Consider the following 19,654-nt stretch of genomic DNA (forward strand, 5'->3'; position numbering starts at 1 on the left):
GCGTTGAGGCACAGATCACAGTTGAATCGGATGGCCGACGTGAGCCGCTCGGGAAAAACCTTCACCGCCAAGCAGGGCCCACATCTGGCCTACATCCACCTGTACACGCGGTTGCACCGCCGGTCGCCGGCCAAAACCGACATGCAGGAATACTTCCGCGTCAGCCCACCATCGGTTCACCAAATGGTGCTGACGCTCGAGCGGGCCGGCTTCATCCGAAGGCAACCCAGGACATCCCGCAGCATCGAACTGCTCGTTGATCCCGACCAACTGCCGGATCTACTCTGATCCAGAGTTCGATCGGTCAAAATCAGCGTGCAGAGGTACTAGGTGGGAAGCAGACCAGTAGCGCGAGCGCCTCCTCCGATATTTGGTCCGCGCGCTGTGTGCTCGCTCAGCAGTCCTTAGGCATCGGTAGCTGGACCTGAAACTTAGAAAGCTATGCCGCGCGTGAGGAGTGGTTCGCCCAACGTACGACGGCCGAACACACAACAATCAAAAGTCGACGTAAAATCCGTTCGCCCATGCGCAAGGTACGCCCCATTTCTCTGTTTCCCGCCCGTCGACTTTTGTAAAGGAGTCAAGCCGATCCGGGCCGCAAAAGTCTTGCCCGGATCTGAACGTCTCGGGCGGCGGGACCAAAGCTTCAAGAGCCGTCGCAATGACAGGCCCTATTCCGAGGATGAAGTTCTTCCTGTCTTCTCGACCAGTGCACGAAGGCAAACTTACTGGTGCGATCGATTGCGACATAGAGGTAGAGCGTAAGCGTAGCGCCGAGGCCCTTTGGATTGTTTGTGCGGAGTCTTGAGAGCACCGTTAGAAGAGTCATCTTCTGAAAGGGTGCTCACAATGGACGACCATTCTGACGACATAAGACGACCGTTGTCGCCGCGTATTGAAGTGTTCGCAGGCGCAGGTCGCAAGCGCTGGCCGGATGATTTGAAGGCGCAGATTGCGGCGGAAAGCCTCGAGCCGGGGGCGATTGTCACAGACGTCGCCCGTCGTCATGGCTGCCGGCCCCAGCAGGTGCATGACTGGCGGCGCCGGGCGCGTTTGGGCCAATTGGCACTGCCGGCGTCGGCGGACACGCTGTCGTTCGTGCCGGTGATGTCGGAAACGGCGTTGCCTGCGGCCGCAGACCCCTCCGGGTCGCCGGAAGCCGCCGTTGTGACGGTTGAGTTCCAGGGCGCGCGCGTGGAGGTGCGCGGGGCGCCTGGCCTTGCTGTATTGAGCGATGTGTTCATTGCGCTCCGACGGACACGTTCATGCTGACGCCACACGCGAGCCTTAAGATCTACGTGGCGACGCAGCCTGTCGACTTCAGGAAGGAGCGGAAGGCTTCGCGCTGCTGGCGAAGGAGACGCTGGGCCATGACCCGATGAAGGGCGTGGCGGTGGTGTTCCGTGCGAAGCGCGCCGATCGAGTGAAGATTGTCGTCTGGGACGGCAGCGGCCTTGTGATGTACTGGAAGCGGCTCGATGGCAGCAGCTTCAAATGGCCCCCCATCGTGGCCGGTGTGATGCGGATGAATGCAGCCCAGCTGTCAGCATTGGTGGCCGGCATGGATTGGACGCAGATGCACGCGCTTCGGACCCCGCAGCCGAAAGCGCTTGCGTAAAGATACAAATCTTCGCTGCCTCGTGGCGCGAAGCATGGCAGACTTGGGCCAATGAGTGATTTGCCTGATGAGCTGCCGAGCGATCCGGCCGAGTTGCGCGTCTTTGCCGCGGCTCTACTGGATCGCTGCGCCAGGCTCGAGCGGTTGCTCAAGCTTGCAAAAGATGCGCAGTTCGGTCGGTCATCGGAAAAGCTGGACGCTGATCAGCTGCAGCTTGTTCTGGAGGACATCGAAGAGGCCGTCATGGTCCTCGAAGCAGCCGAGGATCGCGTCAATCCCAGAACCTGCGAGAAGAGGACGGCCGAGCGCAGAGCCAACCGTGGTCAGCTGCCGGAGGATTTGCCGAATACCTCGCCGCCATCAGCGATCCCGGCCCTCCCGAGCACGAACACATGCGCCTCTGGGACCCGGAGCGGTTCAATCCCAACGTCGTCGACCGGAAGGCGCTCGAAGCCGCCGTCAACGCGTTGTCCGACACATGGATACCGCGGCGACGCGCCACGCGAACAAAATAGGCGTCAAGCGCCATTCAAAAGGGCCGCAGAGCTACGCTTACGGTAGAGCTTGCCTTCGGCAGTCTGGAGCTCGGCGATATCGATGTGGAAATGGCCGATCGGATAAGCCTTGAGGCAACAGCGTATGCCGCCGGAAAGCGACGATGATCGCCTTCTCCTCGATGGAAAGGACTGTCGACTTGGCTTCCTTGGGGTCTGTCGAACGATCGGCGACGGTCTCGCGCTGCTTCCACTTCGCGACAGTCTTCTGGTTGATCCGTAACGCTTGGCGAGTGCTCTCAGCTCTCTTGACCTGACCTTGCCCCCAAGTTTTATCCAGTCCTGAGTTCGCGCTGGCAGTTGGATTTGCCCGGTTGGGCGGTGGTAGTGACGGGAGCTGGCGCGGAGCTCTCGGCATAGCGCAGCGCGAGGTCCCGGCGCGGGTGGCAGGTGAAGGCGAACTCGGAGGGCGTCTTCCATCCGAGCTGCGAGTGTGGTCGTGCATCGTTGTAATCGGCCGCCAGCATCCGAGTGCGACGCGAGCCTGGGCCAGCGACGAGAACAGCGTCACGTTCAGCAACTCATCCCGCAGCCGACCGTTGAAGCTCTCGATGAAGGCATTCTGCATGGGCTTGCCCGGCGCGATGTAGTGCCATGCGACACGGCTCTGATCGGCCCATGTCAGGATGGCGTTGCTGGTCAGCTCGCTGCCGTTGTCGCTGACCACCATTTTCGGCTTGCCACGCTCGTTCATCAGCCGGTCCAGTTCCCGCGCCACCCGGCTGCCCGAGAGCGAGGTATCAGCCACCAGCGCCAGGCACTCGCGGGTGCAGTCATCGACCACGGTCAGGATGCGGAAGCGGCGGCCGTCCGTGAGCTGATCCGATACGAAGTCGAGCGACCAGCGGTCATTCGGCGCCATCGGCACCGTCATCGGGGCTCGGGTCCCGATTGCCCGCTTGCGGCCGCCACGGCGGCGCACTGCAAGCTTCTCCTCCCGGTAAAGCCGGAACAGCTTCTTGTGGTTGATCAGATAGCCCTTGAGCAGCACGTGCAGGCGCCGATAGCCGAAGCGGCGGCGCTCCTGGGCGATCGCCTTCATGCGCTGGCGAAGGCCGGCGTCGTCCGCCCGGGTCGTCCGATATCTCATGGTCATGCGGCAGCAGCCGATGGCTTTACACGCCCGTCGTTCGCTCATCCCGAATGCTTCCCGCAGATGGGCGACAGCTTTCCGCTTTCCCGCGGGCGTCACCATTTCTTTCCCACGAGGTCCTTGAGCGCCGCGTTGTCCAACATGGCATCAGCCAGCAACCGCTTCAGCCGTGTGTTCTCGTCCTCCAGCGTCTTCAGCCGCTTGGCCTCTGACACCTCCAGCCCGCCGAACTTGGCCTTCCATTTGTAGATGCTGGCGTCGCTGACGCCGTGCTTGCGGCACAGATCGGCAACCGAAACCCCGACCTCGTGCTCCTTCAGAATCCCGATGATCTGCTCTTCCGAAAAGCGGCTGCGCTTCATGCTCTGGTCCTCGTCTTGGGCCAGAGCGAACTTCAAACTGGATTAAGCCTGTGGGGCAAGGTCAGACCACTTTGTATTGCCCGACGGACTGCATCCGTCGTGGTGGCGCAGCCTGTAAAACCTGCCCATAGTGCATCCTTCGAATCGTGAGACAAGAATGCACCATCAAAGCTTGGGACTAAACACCTAGATCCTGTAAGGTGATTGGTGTGCGCGGATCGTTCTGCTGGCGCTTCAATAAGAAAAGGCGATCGTCACGGACTACGAATTCCCGACAAAATTGGGTCTCAGGGAAGAATTCAAGGCACCCCTTAACGGTAATATTTCGCCAATCAAACTCGATAGGTGGATATTGGACGTGTCCAATTGTGCCCGTCTTACCTTTCTTGCCAAAGAGCCTGTAATCATCAACGATAATGAGATCGCAGAACGGACGACGAGCAATGGACGCCAGTTCGTGGTATAATGGGACTTCCTCATCACCATGAGCCGTCACGCCGCCGGACCAGTGTGCATCAAGATAGAAAACGGCCGGCTCCTCGATCGTAGCACATAGATCACGAAGCACCTCCGCAGAATCTCCATGAATGAAATCAATGTTTCGGATATGTGACAATTTCCTCTTTGTGTCTTCATGAAGAGATCGCGAAAGCTCGATCGTATGAACTTTGGCGAAGTGCTTTGCAACAAAAGCAGTCGTATGTCCGAGATTGGTGCCTGTTTCAACAAAGACGCTGAAGAATTGGGTGATATCATACAAATTTCTAATCGCGCCGCCCATGTGCCCCTCCCCTCAGAACGCTGCTCGGTAATCATCCGAACTGTTGCATGTTGTCCGCTTCGCAGACTGCAGGCCAATCCCAAGTAGGCGAATATCCTTTGGGGAACCCTCGTTTGGTGCACGCTGGCGCAGAACCTCGAGCTCGACGTTAGCCACCGCCTCATCCATCACTTCGGCTGGCACTTCAAATGTCCTCTCGTAGACCTCGCCCCATTTTCCATGGTTAAGCGAAGATTCACCGATATCTCGTCCATTGAACTTGAGGCGAAAGCCGCTCGGCCGCCCCTTCGGCCGCGTGAAAACTTGGAAGTGCATCCACAATTCAGCGCTCTCATGCTGGCGAGCCGGACTCTGAAGCCGGGATTGAGAGTCGATAGTCCATACGCCCCAAGGCTCTTGAGAAGCGAACCCGCTCTTGAAGAACTGTACGCCTGAGCCGCTACGCGCGAAGCTCAACACCTCTGGCGTCTCGTCCGCTCTTTCAGACGGCGGCGGCGAGCTTTCAGTTGCGCCGATGCGACCCGACGTTGTGTGCTCTGGCAATGCAGCCTCAGCTTCGGCCATGACCGTCGCGGCAGGCTTCTTGCGGCCGTTCAGGCGTTGCAGCAGTTTCAAAATATTCGACATTCAGAACATTCTATCGATGCGTACCGTTTCAGAACCCCATTTGGCTTGTCGGCGCGAGAGCCAAGAACAAGCCCAATGCCTCACTCCGCCGCAGACAACTACGATGGCCCGGCCGATAATCTATCACACTATCCGACTCGATCCTGACGATATCATCTTCGCCGGGATAGCTGCCGGTCTGCACATCGATCAATTCCAGCAGGATCCTGCCGGGAATTTCCACCCGATGCATGGGGATGTAGATCGATTCATTCTCATGGACAATCTTGATTTCCTAGTTGACGGTCACACTCCATGCGCAGCACCATTTTGCCTTCCAAAGCCATTGCCAAACGTGGCGCGTATGCGGACTCGTGTCTCTGTCGGAAGCGGGTCGCATGGGCAAAAGGGAACGATAGCCTTGCTCATCTTTACCTGTTTGCGTGCCTTCTCACCTGCTGCATCCCAGAAGCAACGAGCGTGCCAGCGCCATCTGCGCCTTCCTAGTCGTCAATTCAGGGTCGGCAAGTCTCACCATCGACCCTGAGCATCAGGCCGTCTCCTGCTCCAGAAGGAATAAAGACGGACCGTGGGCCAGCCGTGTCCGGTTGTGGACGGCGAGGTCCGAAGCCCGACAACGCGGCGCGGCCATTCCGGCTAGATACGGTCCGTATCACTGTTCAACTTATCCATCCGAGCTATGCCGCGGAGAGTGAACCCACCGGACTTCACCGCTTGAAGCGTTCGGAGTTTTCCTTGGGTATCCTGATGAGTTCCATCAGGTTTTCGATGCCGAAGTCGGTGAACGCCATGACACCATCGTCACCTGTGCCATAAAACCAGGTGACGCCATCCTCTGTCCATTCCGTTAGCCACATCCCAGAGCCAGTTCTTCGCCGAGGTCGTTTGCGACGCGACCGATTGTGAAGACGGCATGAACTTTGTTGACGTGCATGGCTACGCCGTCTGAACGGAGGGCATCGACGCGGGAGAGCCGGCTCCGTAAATCTGAACAGGGCGATAAGTGGAGTTTCTGCCTGACGGCGGGCAAGATTGTCCCGCGAATCAGGAGAGACGATGACGAGACGCGCACGCCGGAACCACACACCGGCTTTCAAGGCGAAGGTGGCGCTGGACGCTGTCAAGGGCGACCGAACGATAGCTCAACTGGCCGAGCACTTTGACGTTCACCCCAATCAGATTACGGCATGGAAAGCCCAGCTGGAGGGTGGAGCTTCCGGAGTTTTTGGACCTGGCAGCGCCGCGCCCGCCGTGCCTGCGATCGACGTGAAGTCGCTGCACGCTAAGATCGGAGAACTGACGCTGGAGAACGATTTTTTAGAAGGAGCGCTCACCAAGGCGGGATTGCTGAGCGCAAAGCGATGATCGACCGTGAGCACGATCTGTCGATCACCAGGCAGGCGGAAGTTTTGAAGATCAGCCGTAGCAGCGTCTATTATCTGCCGCGCCCGGTGTCGCCCGACGATCTCGCGACAATGCGACGGCTTGATCGGCTGCATCTGGAGTTCCCTTTCGCCGGTTCGCGAATGTTGCGAGGCCTGCTGGCTGCCGAGGGGTGCAAGGTCGGCCGCCGGCATGTCAAAACGCTCATGCGGCGGATGGGGATAGAGGCGCTGTACCGTCGTCCGCGCACCACCAAACCTGAGCCCGGGCACAAGATCTATCCGTATCTGCTGCGCGGCGTGGAGATCACGCGCCCGAACCAGGTCTGGGCAATGGATATCACCTACATCCCGATGGCGCGCGGCATCGTGTATCTCGCTGTCGTGCTGGACTGGGCGACCCGCCGGGTTCTGTCGTGGCGGCTCTCGATCACGATGGAGGCGGCGTTCTGTGTCGAGACACTGGAGGACGCTTTGGCGCGTCACGGCAGACCTGAAATCTTCAACACGGATCAGGGCTCGCAGTTCACCGGCTCGGCCTTCACCGGCGTGCTCGCCAGCAACGGCATCGCCATCAGCATGGACGGTAAAGGAGCTTGGCGGGACAACGTGTTCGTTGAGCGATTGTGGCGCAGCGTCAAATACGAGGAGGTTTATCTGCGGGCCTACGACAGCGTGTCCGACGCCCGCGCCTCGATCGGCCGATACCTGGACTTTTACAATGCCCGACGTCCACATTCGAGCCTTGACGGCGGCACACCGGATCAAGCCTACTTCAACCCGCTGCCAATCCGCATGGCGGCCTAACCCCGGCAGAGCCTCCACTTATTCGACGCGGAGATTCTGTTCAGACAACCGGGACCAGCTCTATGCAGCTCAGCGCCGATATTGAGGAGCTTTGCAAAGAAAAGGCGGCCCGACAGCAGCGCGTGAAGGCAGTCCGATTTGGGGACGGAGCCAATCGACTGTCTAGCTCTGCCAGACGAAACGAAGTTATTTTCCTCAGCCCCAAGTGCCCAAGTGGCACAAGTTTTGATTTCTTGAGGCCGCGGGAGGTGTATCGGCAAGTCTGGGGAAACCGCTATAGCGAGGCTACGAAAGAGCATGAGTCACGACAGGTCACACCATCGTGATCCTGCCTGGCTTGGCTCACATCGCAATAAACATCGGCGCCAAACAGGACGAAACGAGCAAAATGATTGCAGGCTGGGAATTCTGCTATCTGGCTATCTCGTCCGATAGAGAAAGGAAAGCGAAGCATGAATCCACCTACAAAGTCGTTCATCCCAAATATCGTCGAATCGCTTTCCTTCCCAACGTTCGTACAGGTCGCGCACAACCTCATCGTTGCAAAGTTCGATCTTATGAAATTCACTCCGGCGAAGTGCATTCTAGATTCCGCTCTGGCTAGCGGACAATTGTGCTCCGGCGGACACGTAATTGAAAGTAGTTCTGGCACGTTTGCTTTAGCTTTATCTATCGTGTGTTCCTTGTATGACCTGCGCCTCACGCTGGTTACCGGTCCAATCTCCGAAATCGTTCGCTGGCGATTGGAGAATTTGGGCGCGGTTCTGCATACAGTTCGCGCCAGCATGAACTGCGAGGGTGGAATTCAGCAAGCCCGCCTAGAGGTCCTGGCCGAGTTGCGCTCTACGGTTCCCGATAGCTTTTGGCCGCAACAGTATACAAATCCGTTGAATTCATTCTCTTATAGGCCAATCGCCGAGCGAGTTCTCCTTTCACAACCAAAGATCGATGTGATCGTTGGCACGGTCGGCAGCGGCGGCTCACTTTTTGGAATCGCGTCTGTCTTGCAACGCGAGAATCCGCGGTTGAGGGTGGTTGCTGTCGATCACAATAGAAGCGTGATTTTTGGCGCCCAAGCTAGCCGGATTAGCAAGATGTGCAGGGAAACGTTTGAGAATATTTTGGCGATGGGAGCAGGAATTCCCATGGGCAATGTAAACTTCAAGCTTTGCGATGAGGTCCATTGGATGCCGGTGCCGAAAATGGTGCAAAAGGTCCACGATTTCCATCGACGCACCGGGATGCTTGTTGGGCCATCTAGTGGCGCTGCTCTTGCAGTTGCGGAGTGGCTCGCAGCTCAGGAACTCTCGCAGAATGTTCTAACTCTTCTACCGGATCACGGCGTTCGTTACTCAGAGACAATTTTTAATCCAGCGTGGCTGAATACCTGGAATGAGGACCTCGTTCGGGATTGGGGTGGACCGACGGATATCAGTTCGCTGGATGAGGTGTCGGAGGGATGGTGTCGATTCCAATGGGGACGACGCAGGTACCGAGACGTCACCGGGAGCGATCCGGCTCCACGTCCCGCCGGATACAATCCGTAAAGTAAGTGCTGCGCAGTGTGATGACTGACGCGTGGAACGGAAGGCATGGGGAATTTGCGCGCCATGAAGTCTGCAGAATAGAACCAGCCAAACGCGTGGTTACGCCGGCCTCTGAGATCAACTACCAACGCTGGTGATTGATCTCGATAACAAAGGACGCCAACTAACTGTTCGATAGGCGGCGCGCGGTCAAACCGTCACCAGCAAAGAGATCGGCATGCAACAGCATCATGACGTAAAATTGCGAACACTCTCGTCGATGCTTCGGCTCGTCGCATGTCGCAATCGGGCGCGCTTAGGTCAGCCACGGTACTCTTTGCAAAGGTAGGGCGTACGTAACAACAACTCGAAGTTTGGTGCGTCCGCTGCCCCCTAACGACGATCAACGAGATGGAGAAGATGATGCAAGCTGCTAATACGCCGTCGTTTGGAAGCTTTTCTGAGATAGCCGAGTTCTATCCTGCTTTCCCGCCCTATTCACGTCGACTGCTTCAGATGCTTGTTGATCAGGTGAAGCACCTGACCGAAAATCCGGTCTTCGGGGATATTGGCGCGGGTACGGGCGCGATTGCCTATGTCCTAGCTGACATGGGACTTTCAGGCTATGCCGTCGAACCTGAGAGTCAAATGGTTGCGGTCGGGCAAAGGCTAGGTCCGACTTATCCAGCCGTACATTGGATAAATGCGTCGGGAGAATGTACGAAGCTGGCCGATGATTCGATAGATTGGGTTTGCTACAGCACGTCGTTCCATCTGACGAACGCTAGCGAAGCGCTTCGCGAGAGCATGCGAATCTTGCGGCCTCGCGGGTTCTTCACAATAGCGCAGGTGCTCGCAGATCTCGAGACGGATCCCTTTCAACTCGAGATCGAAAATCGCATACGAGACATGGCACCTGCCATACGACGGGCGCGTACCACACTCATGGGGCAGATGGGAACCTACGAGGCGCTCCTCAACCAATATCCCGGCTTCGGAAGTTGTGTCTATCTCGCTGTTACTGAAGCGGTGTCCATGAGCGAGGAGCTGTATGTCAACTATTGGACTGGGAGACATGATATCCCGAGTCAGGTCTCCCCCGAGGCTTGGAACTCTATACTACAAATGATCGCGGAGACCTTCCGAAGGCGGCAGCCGGAGAGCCTGCGGTTTCGGTCTGCAGCATGGCATGCACAACGCGTGTGAGTTGATTGCCAGCACAGCCGTCCGCAGGCGCGCCTCGCACCATAGCTGGCGGACTCTTTGTGGTTTATCGATAAGGTACTAAGTAGGATCGGCTTGCTGGCACCAACAATACACAGAACCACTGATGATCCACGACATGATGAGTGTCCGCACGATCGTAGAGAAGAACGCCCAAGTAGTTTCTCTAGACGCCATTCTGACGGCCCCGCTGCCGGACCGGCCGAAATCGTCGTCGACAAGTTGAACGTCTTTCCATCCAAACTGACGCGCAACCGACCGAACCATACTGGCGTCGTTGACTCTTGAATCGTTGAAGACCTGATACGCTGTGGCTTCTCTCGAGCATCGTAGTATCGACGTTTGGTCTTGAAACAGAGCCAGCCGTCGACTCATTGGGCCTTGAATTATCTGCAGATTGTTCAGCATGACCGATATCGTCGCCGTTCAGCCGGCTTATCGGCTGGACGAACTTCTGCCGAAATTGGACGCCGGCATCAGCACTGTCCGCTCGAGCGGCATGACTACGCACGTCAGTAAGGTCCCTCTCGTCACCACTTTGAAGTGTTCTTGCGCTTCAGGCGTGCAATGGGCATCGTGTACCTGCGCGCCGAGTACCGTAGTAGCCGTGATGCATCGAGTCCGGATCGGCCCGGGCTGGCGCCCGACCAGATAGAGCTGGTTGTACCCGTCATAGGCGTCGGCCAGAAGGATGCCGGGATACCGGGCCAGATGCCGCTGCGGATGCTCGCCCTTGCGGTCGCGTGAGTAGTAGAACATCGCTGCTGCCGGGTCCGTGCCGCCAAACGGCTGGTCGTCCCGAACGTAGATCCAGCACCGTCCCGTATCGGTCTTGCCCTTTGGCTAGGACCGGCACCGTCGGGTGAGTAGGCCGGAGGGATTTCACCTCCGGCCTACCGCAGGACCTTGGCGGGAGGCTCTCAGCTTACCCGGCTCCCATCAGACAAGCTTGCCGCCAATACCGAGTTGCCGGTGAGCAAAGAGTCTGTGGTTACCGCGAGCGATCTTCTCCAGGAAGATGCGAGCGCGCCCCAACCGATGGCGGAAGCGCTTGTACTTTCGTTACAACCAGATTGTCTGGTTGATGTAGCGGGCCATCGGATATAACGCCGAGCGCATGTATTGCCCGTAGTACGCGATCCGCCCCCGAACTATCGACGTTTAGGTCGCGGGCAATGTCGTCCAGCGCTCTCGGATGCTCATCCGCTCGTTTACCGATCGTTAGCTTCGCCGCTGTGCTGCACGGGCACTACGGCTACCATGGCAGGCCGCACAATTATCCAGCGGTCAGCGGCTTCTCTACCGCCAAGTGCGTCGGACTTGGCCGCGTTGTCTGAGATGGCGCAGTCAGAAAAGTCGGCGCATGGGTTTGCTGGAGTTCGAGACCCTCACGGCCCGCTTCCGCCTGCCAACTCCAGGCATCACTGGCACATGGGCGCAGGCTCGGATGTGACGCGGGTTACTCTTGGGAAGGGCTGGGGTGCAGGAAAGGGGAATGCCCGGATTTGTGAGGGCGAAAGCCAAATGGCTGAGCTACTCGACCACGATCCAGCCTCAAAAAGATGGAAGGATTGACCCCAGACCTCCAACATCCCTCTGTTCATTCCTCTTCCAACACGCGCGTGGTCTATAGAGACTACCTTCCGGTTGTGAGACGGTGCCGACATCGATCAGGTGAGATCGGCCCACCAGGAGAGGTAGGTGTGGTGGCAATTGAAACATGTAACATTGGCCATTAGCAAACGAAGGCGACATGAATTAAGCGCCTAACGAGGGGCGGGGGGCCTGACTTGTCCGACAATTCCTTCAATGCTTTTCTTGTGACAACAAATAGCTTTGTCAGGCGAAAAAAGAAACCGCAATCTTGGAGACTGCCACAATGAGTGAAAGGGTATTAATCGATAATTCCATTCCGCGTACCGATGTCGTCAAACGCGCGGCGCGCATCGGCGCAGAAATCAGGAACATCAAGCTATCGGGCGATCTGCCGGACGAGATCATAACTACGATAAACGGCCTGCTGCTTGAGCACAAGGTCATCTTCTTCCGCGACCAAGGTCATCTTGACGACGTCGAGCAGGAGCGCTTTGCTAAGCGTTTTGGGAAGCTCGCGTCGAACCCGACTTATGGTGCTAACAAGGGAACGATCTCGACCCTCGAGATTGCTTCCGTACGCCCACCTTTCCGGGCCGACATTTGGCACATGGATTGGTCGTGCCGACATGCCTATCCCAAGATTTCGGTGCTGCGGGGCGTTGTGATACCGCCACTTGGTGGCGACACGATGTGGTCGAACACCGCAACCGCATATCTGGACTTGCCGCGACCGCTGCAACGGCTTGCCGATGACCTCTGGGCTGTTCACAGCGTGGTCATATTTGCCCGCCCTAGCGAAGCCGATAAGAATCTTTATGATGATGCCACTATTGGGGCGAGGTTCGAGACCGAACATCCCGTCGTACGTGTCCACCCCGAGACCGGCGAGCGCACGCTGTTGCTCGGCTCTTATTGGGAATACTTTGTTGACGTTCGGAAGTATGACGGCCAGAGGCTGTTCGATCTATTTGAGTCCCATATCATTGCGCCAGAAAATACTGTGCGCTGGAATTGGAAGCAGGGTGATGTTGCTATCTGGGACAACCGCGCCACGATGCACTATGCGGCTATGGATTACGGCGACCAACCTCGCGTCGTTCATCGTACGATGGTTGAGGGGGAGGTGCCTGTCAGCGTCAACGGTCGGCGCAGTGTCGCCCGTGTCGCGGTCGGCGAGCAGCCGACCTCGTAGTCTGAGAGTATGATATTCCTATACGCAAACATAGCCTGAGTGATATAATTTGCGTATTCCTGTTTTGAGGAGAGATCGAGGAGTTCGCCGACCTCCGCCAGCTTGCCTCGACCTCGCGAGGCTCCGCCGCTCGGAGTAGCTGTCTGAGCTTGGCGAAGACCTTCTCGATCGGATAGTGATCCGTGCTGTAGGGCGGGACGACGAGCAAATGCGGTCCGATAGCACGGATCGCACCGTGGCAGGTTTGCCCTTGTGACTGCCGAGGTTGTCAAGAATGACGATCTCGTCCTTTGCCAGGGTGGGGACCAGCACATTCTGGACGTAGAGGGTAAAGCGCTTGCCATTGATGGGGCCATCGATAACCTTTGCGTTTGAGCTGATCGTGGCGCGACGCTGCGATGACGATCATTTTCTTCCATTAGCCGAAGAGCGTCGATGCTTGGAGCCGTTACCCTCTCGCCCCCAGCCGCGGAAGCCATATTGATTTTGATCCTCGTCCCGTCGAAGAATCAGGCGCAATGCGTCAATCCCGCCTTCGTGGGAATTTCAGCGTCTCCTTTTTACAGAGCGATGTCGCGGCGATCCTGCTCGGCCGGCAGAAGCGCTCTTTGAAGCTGAGCCCCTCGGTGTGAACAATAGTCCCAACCGCCGCACGTCTGTTTTGAACCTGCGCGCACCCAGTTCCTGCGTCAGCTTCTGAAAGCTGCCGAAGTAATCGCTGATCCGATCGGTCCAGGCGCTCCTGCATAGGGCAAGCTGGAGTTCCAAGCGCAGCCACAAAGGTTGAGGTTGCGATCTGTTGGAGGCCTCGAATGTCGGTGCCCCGAAGCATCTGGTCGGAGACCTGCTCGATTGCTCGTAGCGCGCTTGATCTTAAAACGCTGCGATCTCGCACCGCCTTCTGCATAGTGGCAAAGGTGCAGGTATTGCTCGTCCGGCAACGGTGCGTCATCACCGTCGAGTACGGAGTTCTCGGTAGAAGCATTTAAAGTGACCGTACAAGGCGGCGTCCAATAGGAAAAGCTGGCACCTACTGAGCAAAAAGCCGGCACCTACTGAGCCTAAGTAGCTCTTTGGCCGCTGCTGCGGAAACAAAGCGGAGCGCCCGGCGACTTAGCGGCGCGCCCGTAACGGAGCTGACGACACGCGAATGCCTCATCGGGATTGCCTCGCTGGTACCGCGTCCAGATTGTAAACCTGACCGAACCGATTGCTGACGAAGTCCGACAAAGGGATCTCCTCCTGGCGGACAAAGCCCTTTGCTAACAGCCTCTCCTGCGCCGAAGGTCGAAGACGGCGGAAATGCCAGCCGCGGTCGTGATCTGAATGGCGCTCAGTTTGCACCCCGCAACAACTCCGGCATAGATCTTGTTTGCATAGGTTTCCCGCACATAACGCTCGTCCTGCCACCCGCAGACCGTGACGAAGATGACGACCACATCCTGCATGGTTGCGAGTAGCGGGTTTTCGAACAGATCCTTCAGCACATCGCGGCGGTTCTTCAGATTCAGGTCGCTCAGCAGCGCCTTAATGATCACCTGGTGGCCGGGATAACGAATGGTGCGGTAGTTCATGGTGCGTACCTTGCCCTCCAGCATCCTTGCCAACGTGCCAAGGCCGCCGGAGGTGCTGGAAGCTTCATAGGTCACACCGTCGAGCGAAAGCTCCTTCCGTTCTTCCATGGCTGTGACATTCACCAGTCTGCCCTCGACGATGGCTTCGCAAAGCTCGATGTATTCGTTGATCAGACCCTCGGTGTCCAGGTCAGATTATAGTTGAGTGCGTTGGAGGATACTGCGGCGTCGCGCCGACGCGCCTGCGTACACTGCCGAGGGTATCGAAGCGGGATGCCAGATCGTAGCGACGATCGAAATAAAGCCGGGGGCCAAATCGCATGGGGGGATGAATGCACGCTCGGCGTTTCGGGCCAGGGCCTCGACTTTCTTCGTGGTGGTGACATCCTCAGTTAAATCAATCGAGATAGTGCGCACCTGCCTCCCAGTGCAGCCTCGGCGATGTGTGCCGTCAAGTGGAAGAGGACGGCCGAAAGCACAGCGAATTTACCGTTGAGCGCGGCTCACCAAACTTGCCCAATTGACGATGTCAAGCATCGCGCGGGAAATCACCGGATGGCCGTCGATTTCAGCGAGTTGCTCGCCGTTACGGTCGACGACCGTCACGCTGTAATTGCCGGTATCGTTGCAATCTCGCCATCGATCTTGCCGGCGCTGGTGAGGATCACGTCCTTCCCTTTTTCCGGCTTGGATAGTCACGAGTTTATTAGACAATCTGATGATTCACAGCGACAACAGGCGCAGTTCGGCCTCCCTGGTTTGGTTGATAACAAATGATGTCGACGCTCCGAAAGAGTCCCCATATCCCTGTCGGACGAAGGGGATAGGACGATTTTAGGGTTTGGCGAGAAATACCGTAGCTGAGCTCCGCGGCATCCCGAGCGAGTTAGTGTTAGGGTTTTATCTCGATCAGCCGATTGTTTCAGCCAAGGCCGTGCAGGCAGGCGTTCCGTCGATCAAGCGGCCAGCGGAGGCAGCCGCTGGATGGCTCGAGGCGGTTGGCGGCATGCTGCATCCTGGCGCTACCCCATCGGCGTGCTCAATCGCTTCCTTTAGCTCGCGGATTCACGTTCACCCATTCGAGTGGAGGCAGAATCCGCCAGCAGGCTCCACGGTGCGCGTCTCGGCGAGTGCGCGCATGGACGGCGCCGCGACCGGGCGCGTAAGTGTAGGCCACTGCCGGCGGATCGGCTCCGGCCCACGGCCGATCGTCGCGCGCGATCGCCCAGAAGAAGGCCTTCTTGGTGCGGCCGCGGCCGGGATCGAGCATCGGAGCTGTGGTATCGTCAACCGCGATCTTGCTCGTGGTCAGAATGATCTCGTGCAGCCTGAGCCAGAGCGGACGAAGCTCCGCGGCCGCATAGCCCACCTAGAACGCCAGGACCGAGCGCTTGAGGGCCAGCAAGATCCCCCGACGCTACCCGGGAAAGCATCCGAAAACCACGTTAAGCGAATTCTCACACCATCACTCAAATAGTCGTCGCCTACCGAAAACAGCGGAAAGACATTTCCGACATGCTAAGTTTCGGACTTCCGAGCGTCGCGATGTTGGCCCTGAACATCGTTGGGCGTACCTCTGATGGATTCGATCGGCAGCGTCGTCTAGGAACACCCGCCTCTCATTTCTCGACATGATCTACCAGCTAGTGAATCGATTTAGCTGGAGCGTACGCTTCTGGGTGAAAGCGAACGTGTCTTGTGTCCAGAACCCACCAACTGTTTGGAGCGTGACATCGCGACCTCAAGGAATCCGTAAGAGTCCACAGCATCTGACTGGCCTGAACTTTGCTCCAGGCGTGGTACGACAACCGAGGAGGACGTTATGCCACTCGACAATCCCGAAAACGCCAGTCACTGGTTCTTCCTCGCGCAATCCTATCGTGAGGCCGGTCGTCTCACTGAGGCCGCCGATACGTACGCCAAGCGCGCCAAGATGGGCGGCTGGGATGAAGAGGCCTGGATGGCACGCCTGCAGCAAGCGCGTTGCCTGCGTAGCCTCGGCGATGAAGGCGGATTTGTCGGCGAGGCTCTCGCCGCATTCGATCAACGTCCACAGCGAGCAGAGCCACTCTATGACCTTGCCAAGTTCTATCGAGAAAAGGGGCTGAACCACTCGGCTGCATTGTTTGCGGAGTGCGGTTTAACGGTCCAATATCCCAAGACAGACATTCTGTTCGTAGAGGATTACGTCTATACAACCGGCCTTCTTGAAGAATATTCGATCGCCGCGAGCGGCTCCCGCGACGCTGCCCGGAAAGATCGAGGCTTCGCCGCATGCAATTATCTCGCACTCAGCCGTGACGCCGCCCAGGGGCCGCGGCTACGGGCGCGATCGAACCTCCGCTTCTACGTACAATCGGCCGACGTTCTGCTACCGTCGTTCAAGGCACAACAGATCGACTTTTCTCCTCCCGACGGCTACCTGCCACTCAATCCGTCGGTCACGCGGCTGGGCGATCAACTCTTCGTCGCCCAACGAACGGTCAATTGGGTCGTGACCGAAGACTGCCTTCAATATAGCACTCCCGAAGGACAGCCATTCATGACGCGGAATTTCGTGCTTCGTCTCAACACTGACCTTTCGGTCCGCTCTACCGCCGAAATTCTGCCGCCAAAAGACATGCCTGCGCCCGCATTTCCGCTCTCTCTTGGCTTCGGAGATATTCGCCTGTTCAGCTGGCGCGGGGCCTTGTGGGGCAGCGCATGGGTTCGGGAGTTATCGCCCGAGGGGTGGTGCGAGCAAGTATTGGCGCGTCTCGAACCCGAGGGCGAGTGCACCTATCGCCTGGTGGATTGGCGAAAGCTTGAGGCAGACGGACCGAAGAGACATGAAAAAAACTGGATGCCGCAAGTCCAAGGCGTCGACTTAAGGTTCATCTATCTCTGCGATCCGACCCGGGTCGTGACTTCCGACGGGCATACGATTCAAGAGGACGTCCCCGACATTTCCGCCGACGGCTTTCGAGGCGGCTCCCAGTTGGTTCCGTTCGACGGCGGCTGGCTCGCAGTGATTCACGAGGTCCCTCACGCCGAACAAAGACGATTCTATTTTCATCGGTTCGTCTGGTTCAACCGCTCAAACCACCTCGTCGGCGTCAGCCGCTCGTTCTATTTCAATCGAAGGGGCGTGGAATTTGCGGTCGGCCTAGCGTGGCATCCAGATCAAGAACGGCTTCTCATATCATTTGGCGTCGCAGATTCCGAGTCATGGATCGCCACGGTTGGCGCCAGCGACATTCGAGCCGCTTTGGAACGAACCAGCGAAATCAGAGATGGCCGAGTCGGGCAGCGCATGCCCCTTTCCGCGAACGAAGAGTCTCGGGCCGGTCACATAGTGGAGTCGAACGTGAATTGCCTGCCTGTGAAGTTTTTCGTGACCAATGCGTCCGACGCGATCATGAAGTTCCACCAGCAAGGACAATTTTACGAAGCCGAAGAGCTTCAGCTTATCACGAGTCATTATCGAGGAACCGGCGTATTCGTCGACATCGGAGCGAGTGTCGGCAACCACGCCGTCTACATGTCGAAGTTCACGAACGCACCAAGGATAATCGTTTTCGAACCGAACGACGAAGCCGCCTCGATTCTAAGGATCAACTGCAGCCTGAACGGCTGCAAGAATGTAGACACGGGCTTTCTTGGCAAGGCCCTCGGCTCGAAAGCCGGCAAGTTCCGCAAGGAGACGCCCGATCCGTACAATTTGGGACACACCTGTTTCTTCGCCGACGCGCTCGGCGAAACGGATGCAATTGCCGGCGATTCCGTGTTGCTCGATGAGCGGGTCGAATTCATAAAGCTCGATGTGGAGGGAATGGAGCTCGACGTTCTGGAGGGGCTGCGTGAAACGATCAGGCGCTGGCGTCCGATGATGTTCGTGGAGATCTGGGATCGCGCCAGCGACGCGTTTACCGCTTGGTGCACGCAAGCAAGGTACCATTCGATCGGGCGCTACCAGCGCTATCGCGGCATCCAAAACTATCTGATCGCGCCACTGCCGATCGGCGTCTCGGGGGCGAGTTTCTGACACGTTGGTTCTTCGGGATCAATCTTGGTGAGGCACCGCTTCGCCCATCTCCTTAGCGTGGCATGGCTGCCAGTAGCTTCAGGATTCGCGCCAGATTGTAGGCGGTGGCGGCAAGTGTCAACATGAAGCCGACACGCGCTGTTCCGCGGTACCTCGTCTTGCGCTGGACCGCGACGGTCTTGATGTAACCGAAGCCTCCTTCAATCCGCTTGCGGATGCGTTGATTGATCGTGGGCCACGATGGTGCGTGGTGCGGCCGTCTGCCTGGTGTGGGACGGTGGCACCTTTGCGCTTCTCTATTGTATGCGTATATGCGCCGGAGGCCCCGATTTTTCGAATGTCTGTTCCCGACGACTGTGTACGTCTACGGGCGCGTGCATTACTTCGAACCGTATAAGCAGGCGCCCCCCCCAGATTGGAAGACCTAGGTCTTGCCACAAACTGATGGCCTACATCGAACTCGGTGCTGCTGATGAAAACATCGTCGCGGTATTGCAGGAGCTCTACGAGGAGCGCTTCGCGGCCAACACGGAGCTTGCCCTGCGCCACCGCGCTGGCATAAATAACGTTACTAGGTCTGTTTTCATACGCCTATACACGCCTTCCTCAAAGCGCGCGCGCTTGGTCTGAAGGCCAAGGCACCCGAAGATGTGCTCGCATCCTTTCACGCCTTTCTCAAACGTCTCCTGATCCGCGGAAAGCGATTGCCTTGCGGCGATATTCATCTCCGTAAGACCGCGCAACTTGTGCATATCAGGCCGCGGTGGCCTCAATATCAAGTAGAACAGCAGACTTCGTGCCAGCGGCCTGTTCGATGCTGTCAGAGTACCGCCCTTTCCGAATGACAGCGGATCGGCGATCGGTGCCGCTTGCGACGCAATGGCGGCGCAGAAGGGGTTAGTGGGATTGGAATGGTCAGTTACAGTGGTCCGGCCCTTCAAGGCAGCAAAGTCCTGCCGAATGGGCCTCTGCGCCTTGTAGCAGTATGCGTGAGATTGCGGCTCGCGAGCAACAAACCCGTGATCTTTCTCACTAGCCCCGCCGAGCTCGGGCCATGGGGCGTTGGGTGCCAGAAGCATACTGGCACGCCCCACTCTTTCTCAAATGAAGGATTCTCAACGAGATTAAACTTCGCGAACACTTCCGCCCCGAGCGCCGATATACTTGGAGGATCGTGCGTCGGATATTTTTAGTCCCGGAACACCGGATCGCTACAAGCTCTTCGATCACCAGACGCAAGCAAAATAGCAGGACAAAATCCCTGCTGTTGTACATCTCGACGGATCGGCGCGAT

Annotated in this window: 12 protein-coding genes and 10 pseudogenes; 11 read left to right on the plus strand and 11 right to left on the minus strand. The window is 57.7% G+C overall.

Features of this window, described 5'->3' with window-relative positions:
• Nucleotides 1-30 precede the first annotated feature (30 nt).
• Nucleotides 31-288 carry a LexA family protein gene (locus ACVILL_RS04830; protein ID WP_456728082.1) on the plus strand — a complete coding sequence of 86 codons (258 nt, stop codon included), beginning with the start codon at nucleotides 31-33 and terminating at the stop codon, nucleotides 286-288.
• Nucleotides 289-472: 184 nt separating this feature from the next.
• Here the strand turns inward: ACVILL_RS04830 and ACVILL_RS04835 are convergent.
• Nucleotides 473-678 (minus strand): annotated as a pseudogene (locus ACVILL_RS04835) (transposase); the annotation flags it as partial.
• A 171-nt stretch (nucleotides 679-849) separates the two neighbouring features.
• Between ACVILL_RS04835 and tnpA the strand changes: the two are divergent.
• The 3 genes and pseudogenes from tnpA to ACVILL_RS04850 all read left to right on the plus strand — a co-directional run.
• A complete protein-coding gene (gene tnpA, locus ACVILL_RS04840) occupies nucleotides 850-1,272 on the plus strand; it encodes an IS66-like element accessory protein TnpA (RefSeq protein WP_456728083.1) in 423 nt (140 codons plus the stop codon).
• 55 nt (nucleotides 1,273-1,327) lie between these two features.
• A pseudogene (gene tnpB, locus ACVILL_RS04845) lies at nucleotides 1,328-1,618 on the plus strand (IS66 family insertion sequence element accessory protein TnpB); the annotation flags it as partial.
• Between the two features lie 51 nt (nucleotides 1,619-1,669).
• Nucleotides 1,670-1,963, plus strand: a pseudogene (locus tag ACVILL_RS04850) (transposase domain-containing protein); the annotation flags it as partial.
• A gap of 215 nt (nucleotides 1,964-2,178) precedes the next feature.
• Here the strand turns inward: ACVILL_RS04850 and ACVILL_RS04855 are convergent.
• The 6 genes and pseudogenes from ACVILL_RS04855 to ACVILL_RS04880 form a co-directional block, all read right to left on the minus strand.
• Nucleotides 2,179-2,478: pseudogene (locus tag ACVILL_RS04855) on the minus strand (IS481 family transposase); the annotation flags it as partial.
• Nucleotides 2,445-3,627 (minus strand): annotated as a pseudogene (locus ACVILL_RS04860) (IS3 family transposase). The pseudogenes ACVILL_RS04855 and ACVILL_RS04860, both read right to left, overlap by 34 nt.
• A 178-nt stretch (nucleotides 3,628-3,805) precedes the next feature.
• Nucleotides 3,806-4,408, minus strand: a complete 603-nt coding sequence (locus ACVILL_RS04865; protein ID WP_456728084.1) for a hypothetical protein — start codon at nucleotides 4,406-4,408, stop codon at nucleotides 3,806-3,808.
• A 12-nt stretch (nucleotides 4,409-4,420) separates the two neighbouring features.
• A complete protein-coding gene (locus ACVILL_RS04870) occupies nucleotides 4,421-5,035 on the minus strand; it encodes a hypothetical protein (protein WP_456728085.1) in 615 nt (204 codons plus the stop codon).
• A gap of 130 nt (nucleotides 5,036-5,165) precedes the next feature.
• Nucleotides 5,166-5,306 (minus strand): annotated as a pseudogene (cpsB, locus tag ACVILL_RS04875) (mannose-1-phosphate guanylyltransferase/mannose-6-phosphate isomerase); the annotation flags it as partial.
• 436 nt (nucleotides 5,307-5,742) lie between these two features.
• The gene (locus ACVILL_RS04880) at nucleotides 5,743-5,892 is read right to left on the minus strand and encodes a hypothetical protein (protein ID WP_456728086.1); all 150 of its coding nucleotides are present in this window, start codon (nucleotides 5,890-5,892) and stop codon (nucleotides 5,743-5,745) included.
• A 199-nt stretch (nucleotides 5,893-6,091) separates the two neighbouring features.
• Between ACVILL_RS04880 and ACVILL_RS04885 the strand changes: the two genes are divergently transcribed.
• The 3 genes from ACVILL_RS04885 (at nucleotide 6,092) to ACVILL_RS04895 (ending at nucleotide 9,956) form a co-directional block, all read left to right on the plus strand.
• A protein-coding gene (locus ACVILL_RS04885) for an IS3 family transposase (RefSeq protein WP_456728087.1) occupies nucleotides 6,092-7,224 on the plus strand; the annotation gives its coding sequence in 2 pieces (ribosomal slippage) (nucleotides 6,092-6,347 and nucleotides 6,347-7,224; 1,134 coding nt in all).
• A gap of 452 nt (nucleotides 7,225-7,676) precedes the next feature.
• Nucleotides 7,677-8,771 carry a pyridoxal-phosphate dependent enzyme gene (locus ACVILL_RS04890; protein WP_456728088.1) on the plus strand — a complete coding sequence of 365 codons (1,095 nt, stop codon included), beginning with the start codon at nucleotides 7,677-7,679 and terminating at the stop codon, nucleotides 8,769-8,771.
• A 390-nt stretch (nucleotides 8,772-9,161) separates the two neighbouring features.
• Nucleotides 9,162-9,956: a class I SAM-dependent methyltransferase gene (locus tag ACVILL_RS04895; protein ID WP_456728089.1), complete on the plus strand. Its 795-nt coding sequence runs from the start codon at nucleotides 9,162-9,164 to the stop codon at nucleotides 9,954-9,956.
• 642 nt (nucleotides 9,957-10,598) lie between these two features.
• Here the strand turns inward: ACVILL_RS04895 and ACVILL_RS04900 are convergent.
• A pseudogene (locus ACVILL_RS04900) lies at nucleotides 10,599-10,833 on the minus strand (IS66 family transposase); the annotation flags it as partial.
• A 1,020-nt stretch (nucleotides 10,834-11,853) separates the two neighbouring features.
• Between ACVILL_RS04900 and ACVILL_RS04905 the strand changes: the two are divergent.
• Entirely contained in the window at nucleotides 11,854-12,762 is a 909-nt protein-coding gene (locus ACVILL_RS04905; protein WP_456728090.1) for a TauD/TfdA dioxygenase family protein, read from the plus strand.
• Between the two features lie 1,155 nt (nucleotides 12,763-13,917).
• Here the strand turns inward: ACVILL_RS04905 and ACVILL_RS04910 are convergent.
• Nucleotides 13,918-15,004: pseudogene (locus ACVILL_RS04910) on the minus strand (saccharopine dehydrogenase family protein).
• A 440-nt stretch (nucleotides 15,005-15,444) separates the two neighbouring features.
• A pseudogene (locus ACVILL_RS04915) lies at nucleotides 15,445-15,732 on the minus strand (IS66 family transposase); the annotation flags it as partial.
• Nucleotides 15,733-16,158: 426 nt separating this feature from the next.
• Here ACVILL_RS04915 and ACVILL_RS04920 point away from each other — a divergent pair.
• Nucleotides 16,159-18,360, plus strand: a complete 2,202-nt coding sequence (locus tag ACVILL_RS04920; protein WP_456728091.1) for an FkbM family methyltransferase — start codon at nucleotides 16,159-16,161, stop codon at nucleotides 18,358-18,360.
• A 52-nt stretch (nucleotides 18,361-18,412) separates the two neighbouring features.
• On the opposite strand, the gene ACVILL_RS04925 is transcribed toward ACVILL_RS04920, so the two are convergent.
• Nucleotides 18,413-18,673 carry a transposase gene (locus ACVILL_RS04925; protein WP_456734167.1) on the minus strand — a complete coding sequence of 87 codons (261 nt, stop codon included), beginning with the start codon at nucleotides 18,671-18,673 and terminating at the stop codon, nucleotides 18,413-18,415.
• Here ACVILL_RS04925 and ACVILL_RS04930 point away from each other — a divergent pair.
• Together ACVILL_RS04930 and ACVILL_RS04935 are read left to right on the plus strand one after the other, a co-directional pair.
• Nucleotides 18,601-18,990, plus strand: coding sequence for a carbamoyltransferase N-terminal domain-containing protein (locus tag ACVILL_RS04930; protein WP_456728092.1), 390 nt, complete (start codon nucleotides 18,601-18,603; stop codon nucleotides 18,988-18,990). The genes ACVILL_RS04925 and ACVILL_RS04930 overlap by 73 nt on opposite strands.
• 165 nt (nucleotides 18,991-19,155) lie before the next feature.
• Nucleotides 19,156-19,341 (plus strand): annotated as a pseudogene (locus ACVILL_RS04935) (carbamoyltransferase N-terminal domain-containing protein); the annotation flags it as partial.
• Nucleotides 19,342-19,654 lie beyond the last annotated feature (313 nt).

This window comes from Bradyrhizobium sp. USDA 3364 (genome assembly GCF_054056355.1).

Bases quoted from the DNA above. Each gene is read 5' to 3' on its own strand.
- ACVILL_RS04830 (WP_456728082.1), top strand. From the start codon at position 31: ATGGCCGACGTGAGCCGCTCGGGAAAAACCTTCACCGCCAAGCAGGGC.
- tnpA (WP_456728083.1), top strand. From the start codon at position 850: ATGGACGACCATTCTGACGACATAAGACGACCGTTGTCGCCGCGTATT.
- ACVILL_RS04865 (WP_456728084.1), bottom strand. From the start codon at position 4,408: ATGGGCGGCGCGATTAGAAATTTGTATGATATCACCCAATTCTTCAGC.
- ACVILL_RS04870 (WP_456728085.1), bottom strand. From the start codon at position 5,035: ATGTCGAATATTTTGAAACTGCTGCAACGCCTGAACGGCCGCAAGAAG.
- ACVILL_RS04880 (WP_456728086.1), bottom strand. From the start codon at position 5,892: ATGTGGCTAACGGAATGGACAGAGGATGGCGTCACCTGGTTTTATGGC.
- ACVILL_RS04890 (WP_456728088.1), top strand. From the start codon at position 7,677: ATGAATCCACCTACAAAGTCGTTCATCCCAAATATCGTCGAATCGCTT.
- ACVILL_RS04895 (WP_456728089.1), top strand. From the start codon at position 9,162: ATGGAGAAGATGATGCAAGCTGCTAATACGCCGTCGTTTGGAAGCTTT.
- ACVILL_RS04905 (WP_456728090.1), top strand. From the start codon at position 11,854: ATGAGTGAAAGGGTATTAATCGATAATTCCATTCCGCGTACCGATGTC.
- ACVILL_RS04920 (WP_456728091.1), top strand. From the start codon at position 16,159: ATGCCACTCGACAATCCCGAAAACGCCAGTCACTGGTTCTTCCTCGCG.
- ACVILL_RS04930 (WP_456728092.1), top strand. From the start codon at position 18,601: ATGGTGCGTGGTGCGGCCGTCTGCCTGGTGTGGGACGGTGGCACCTTT.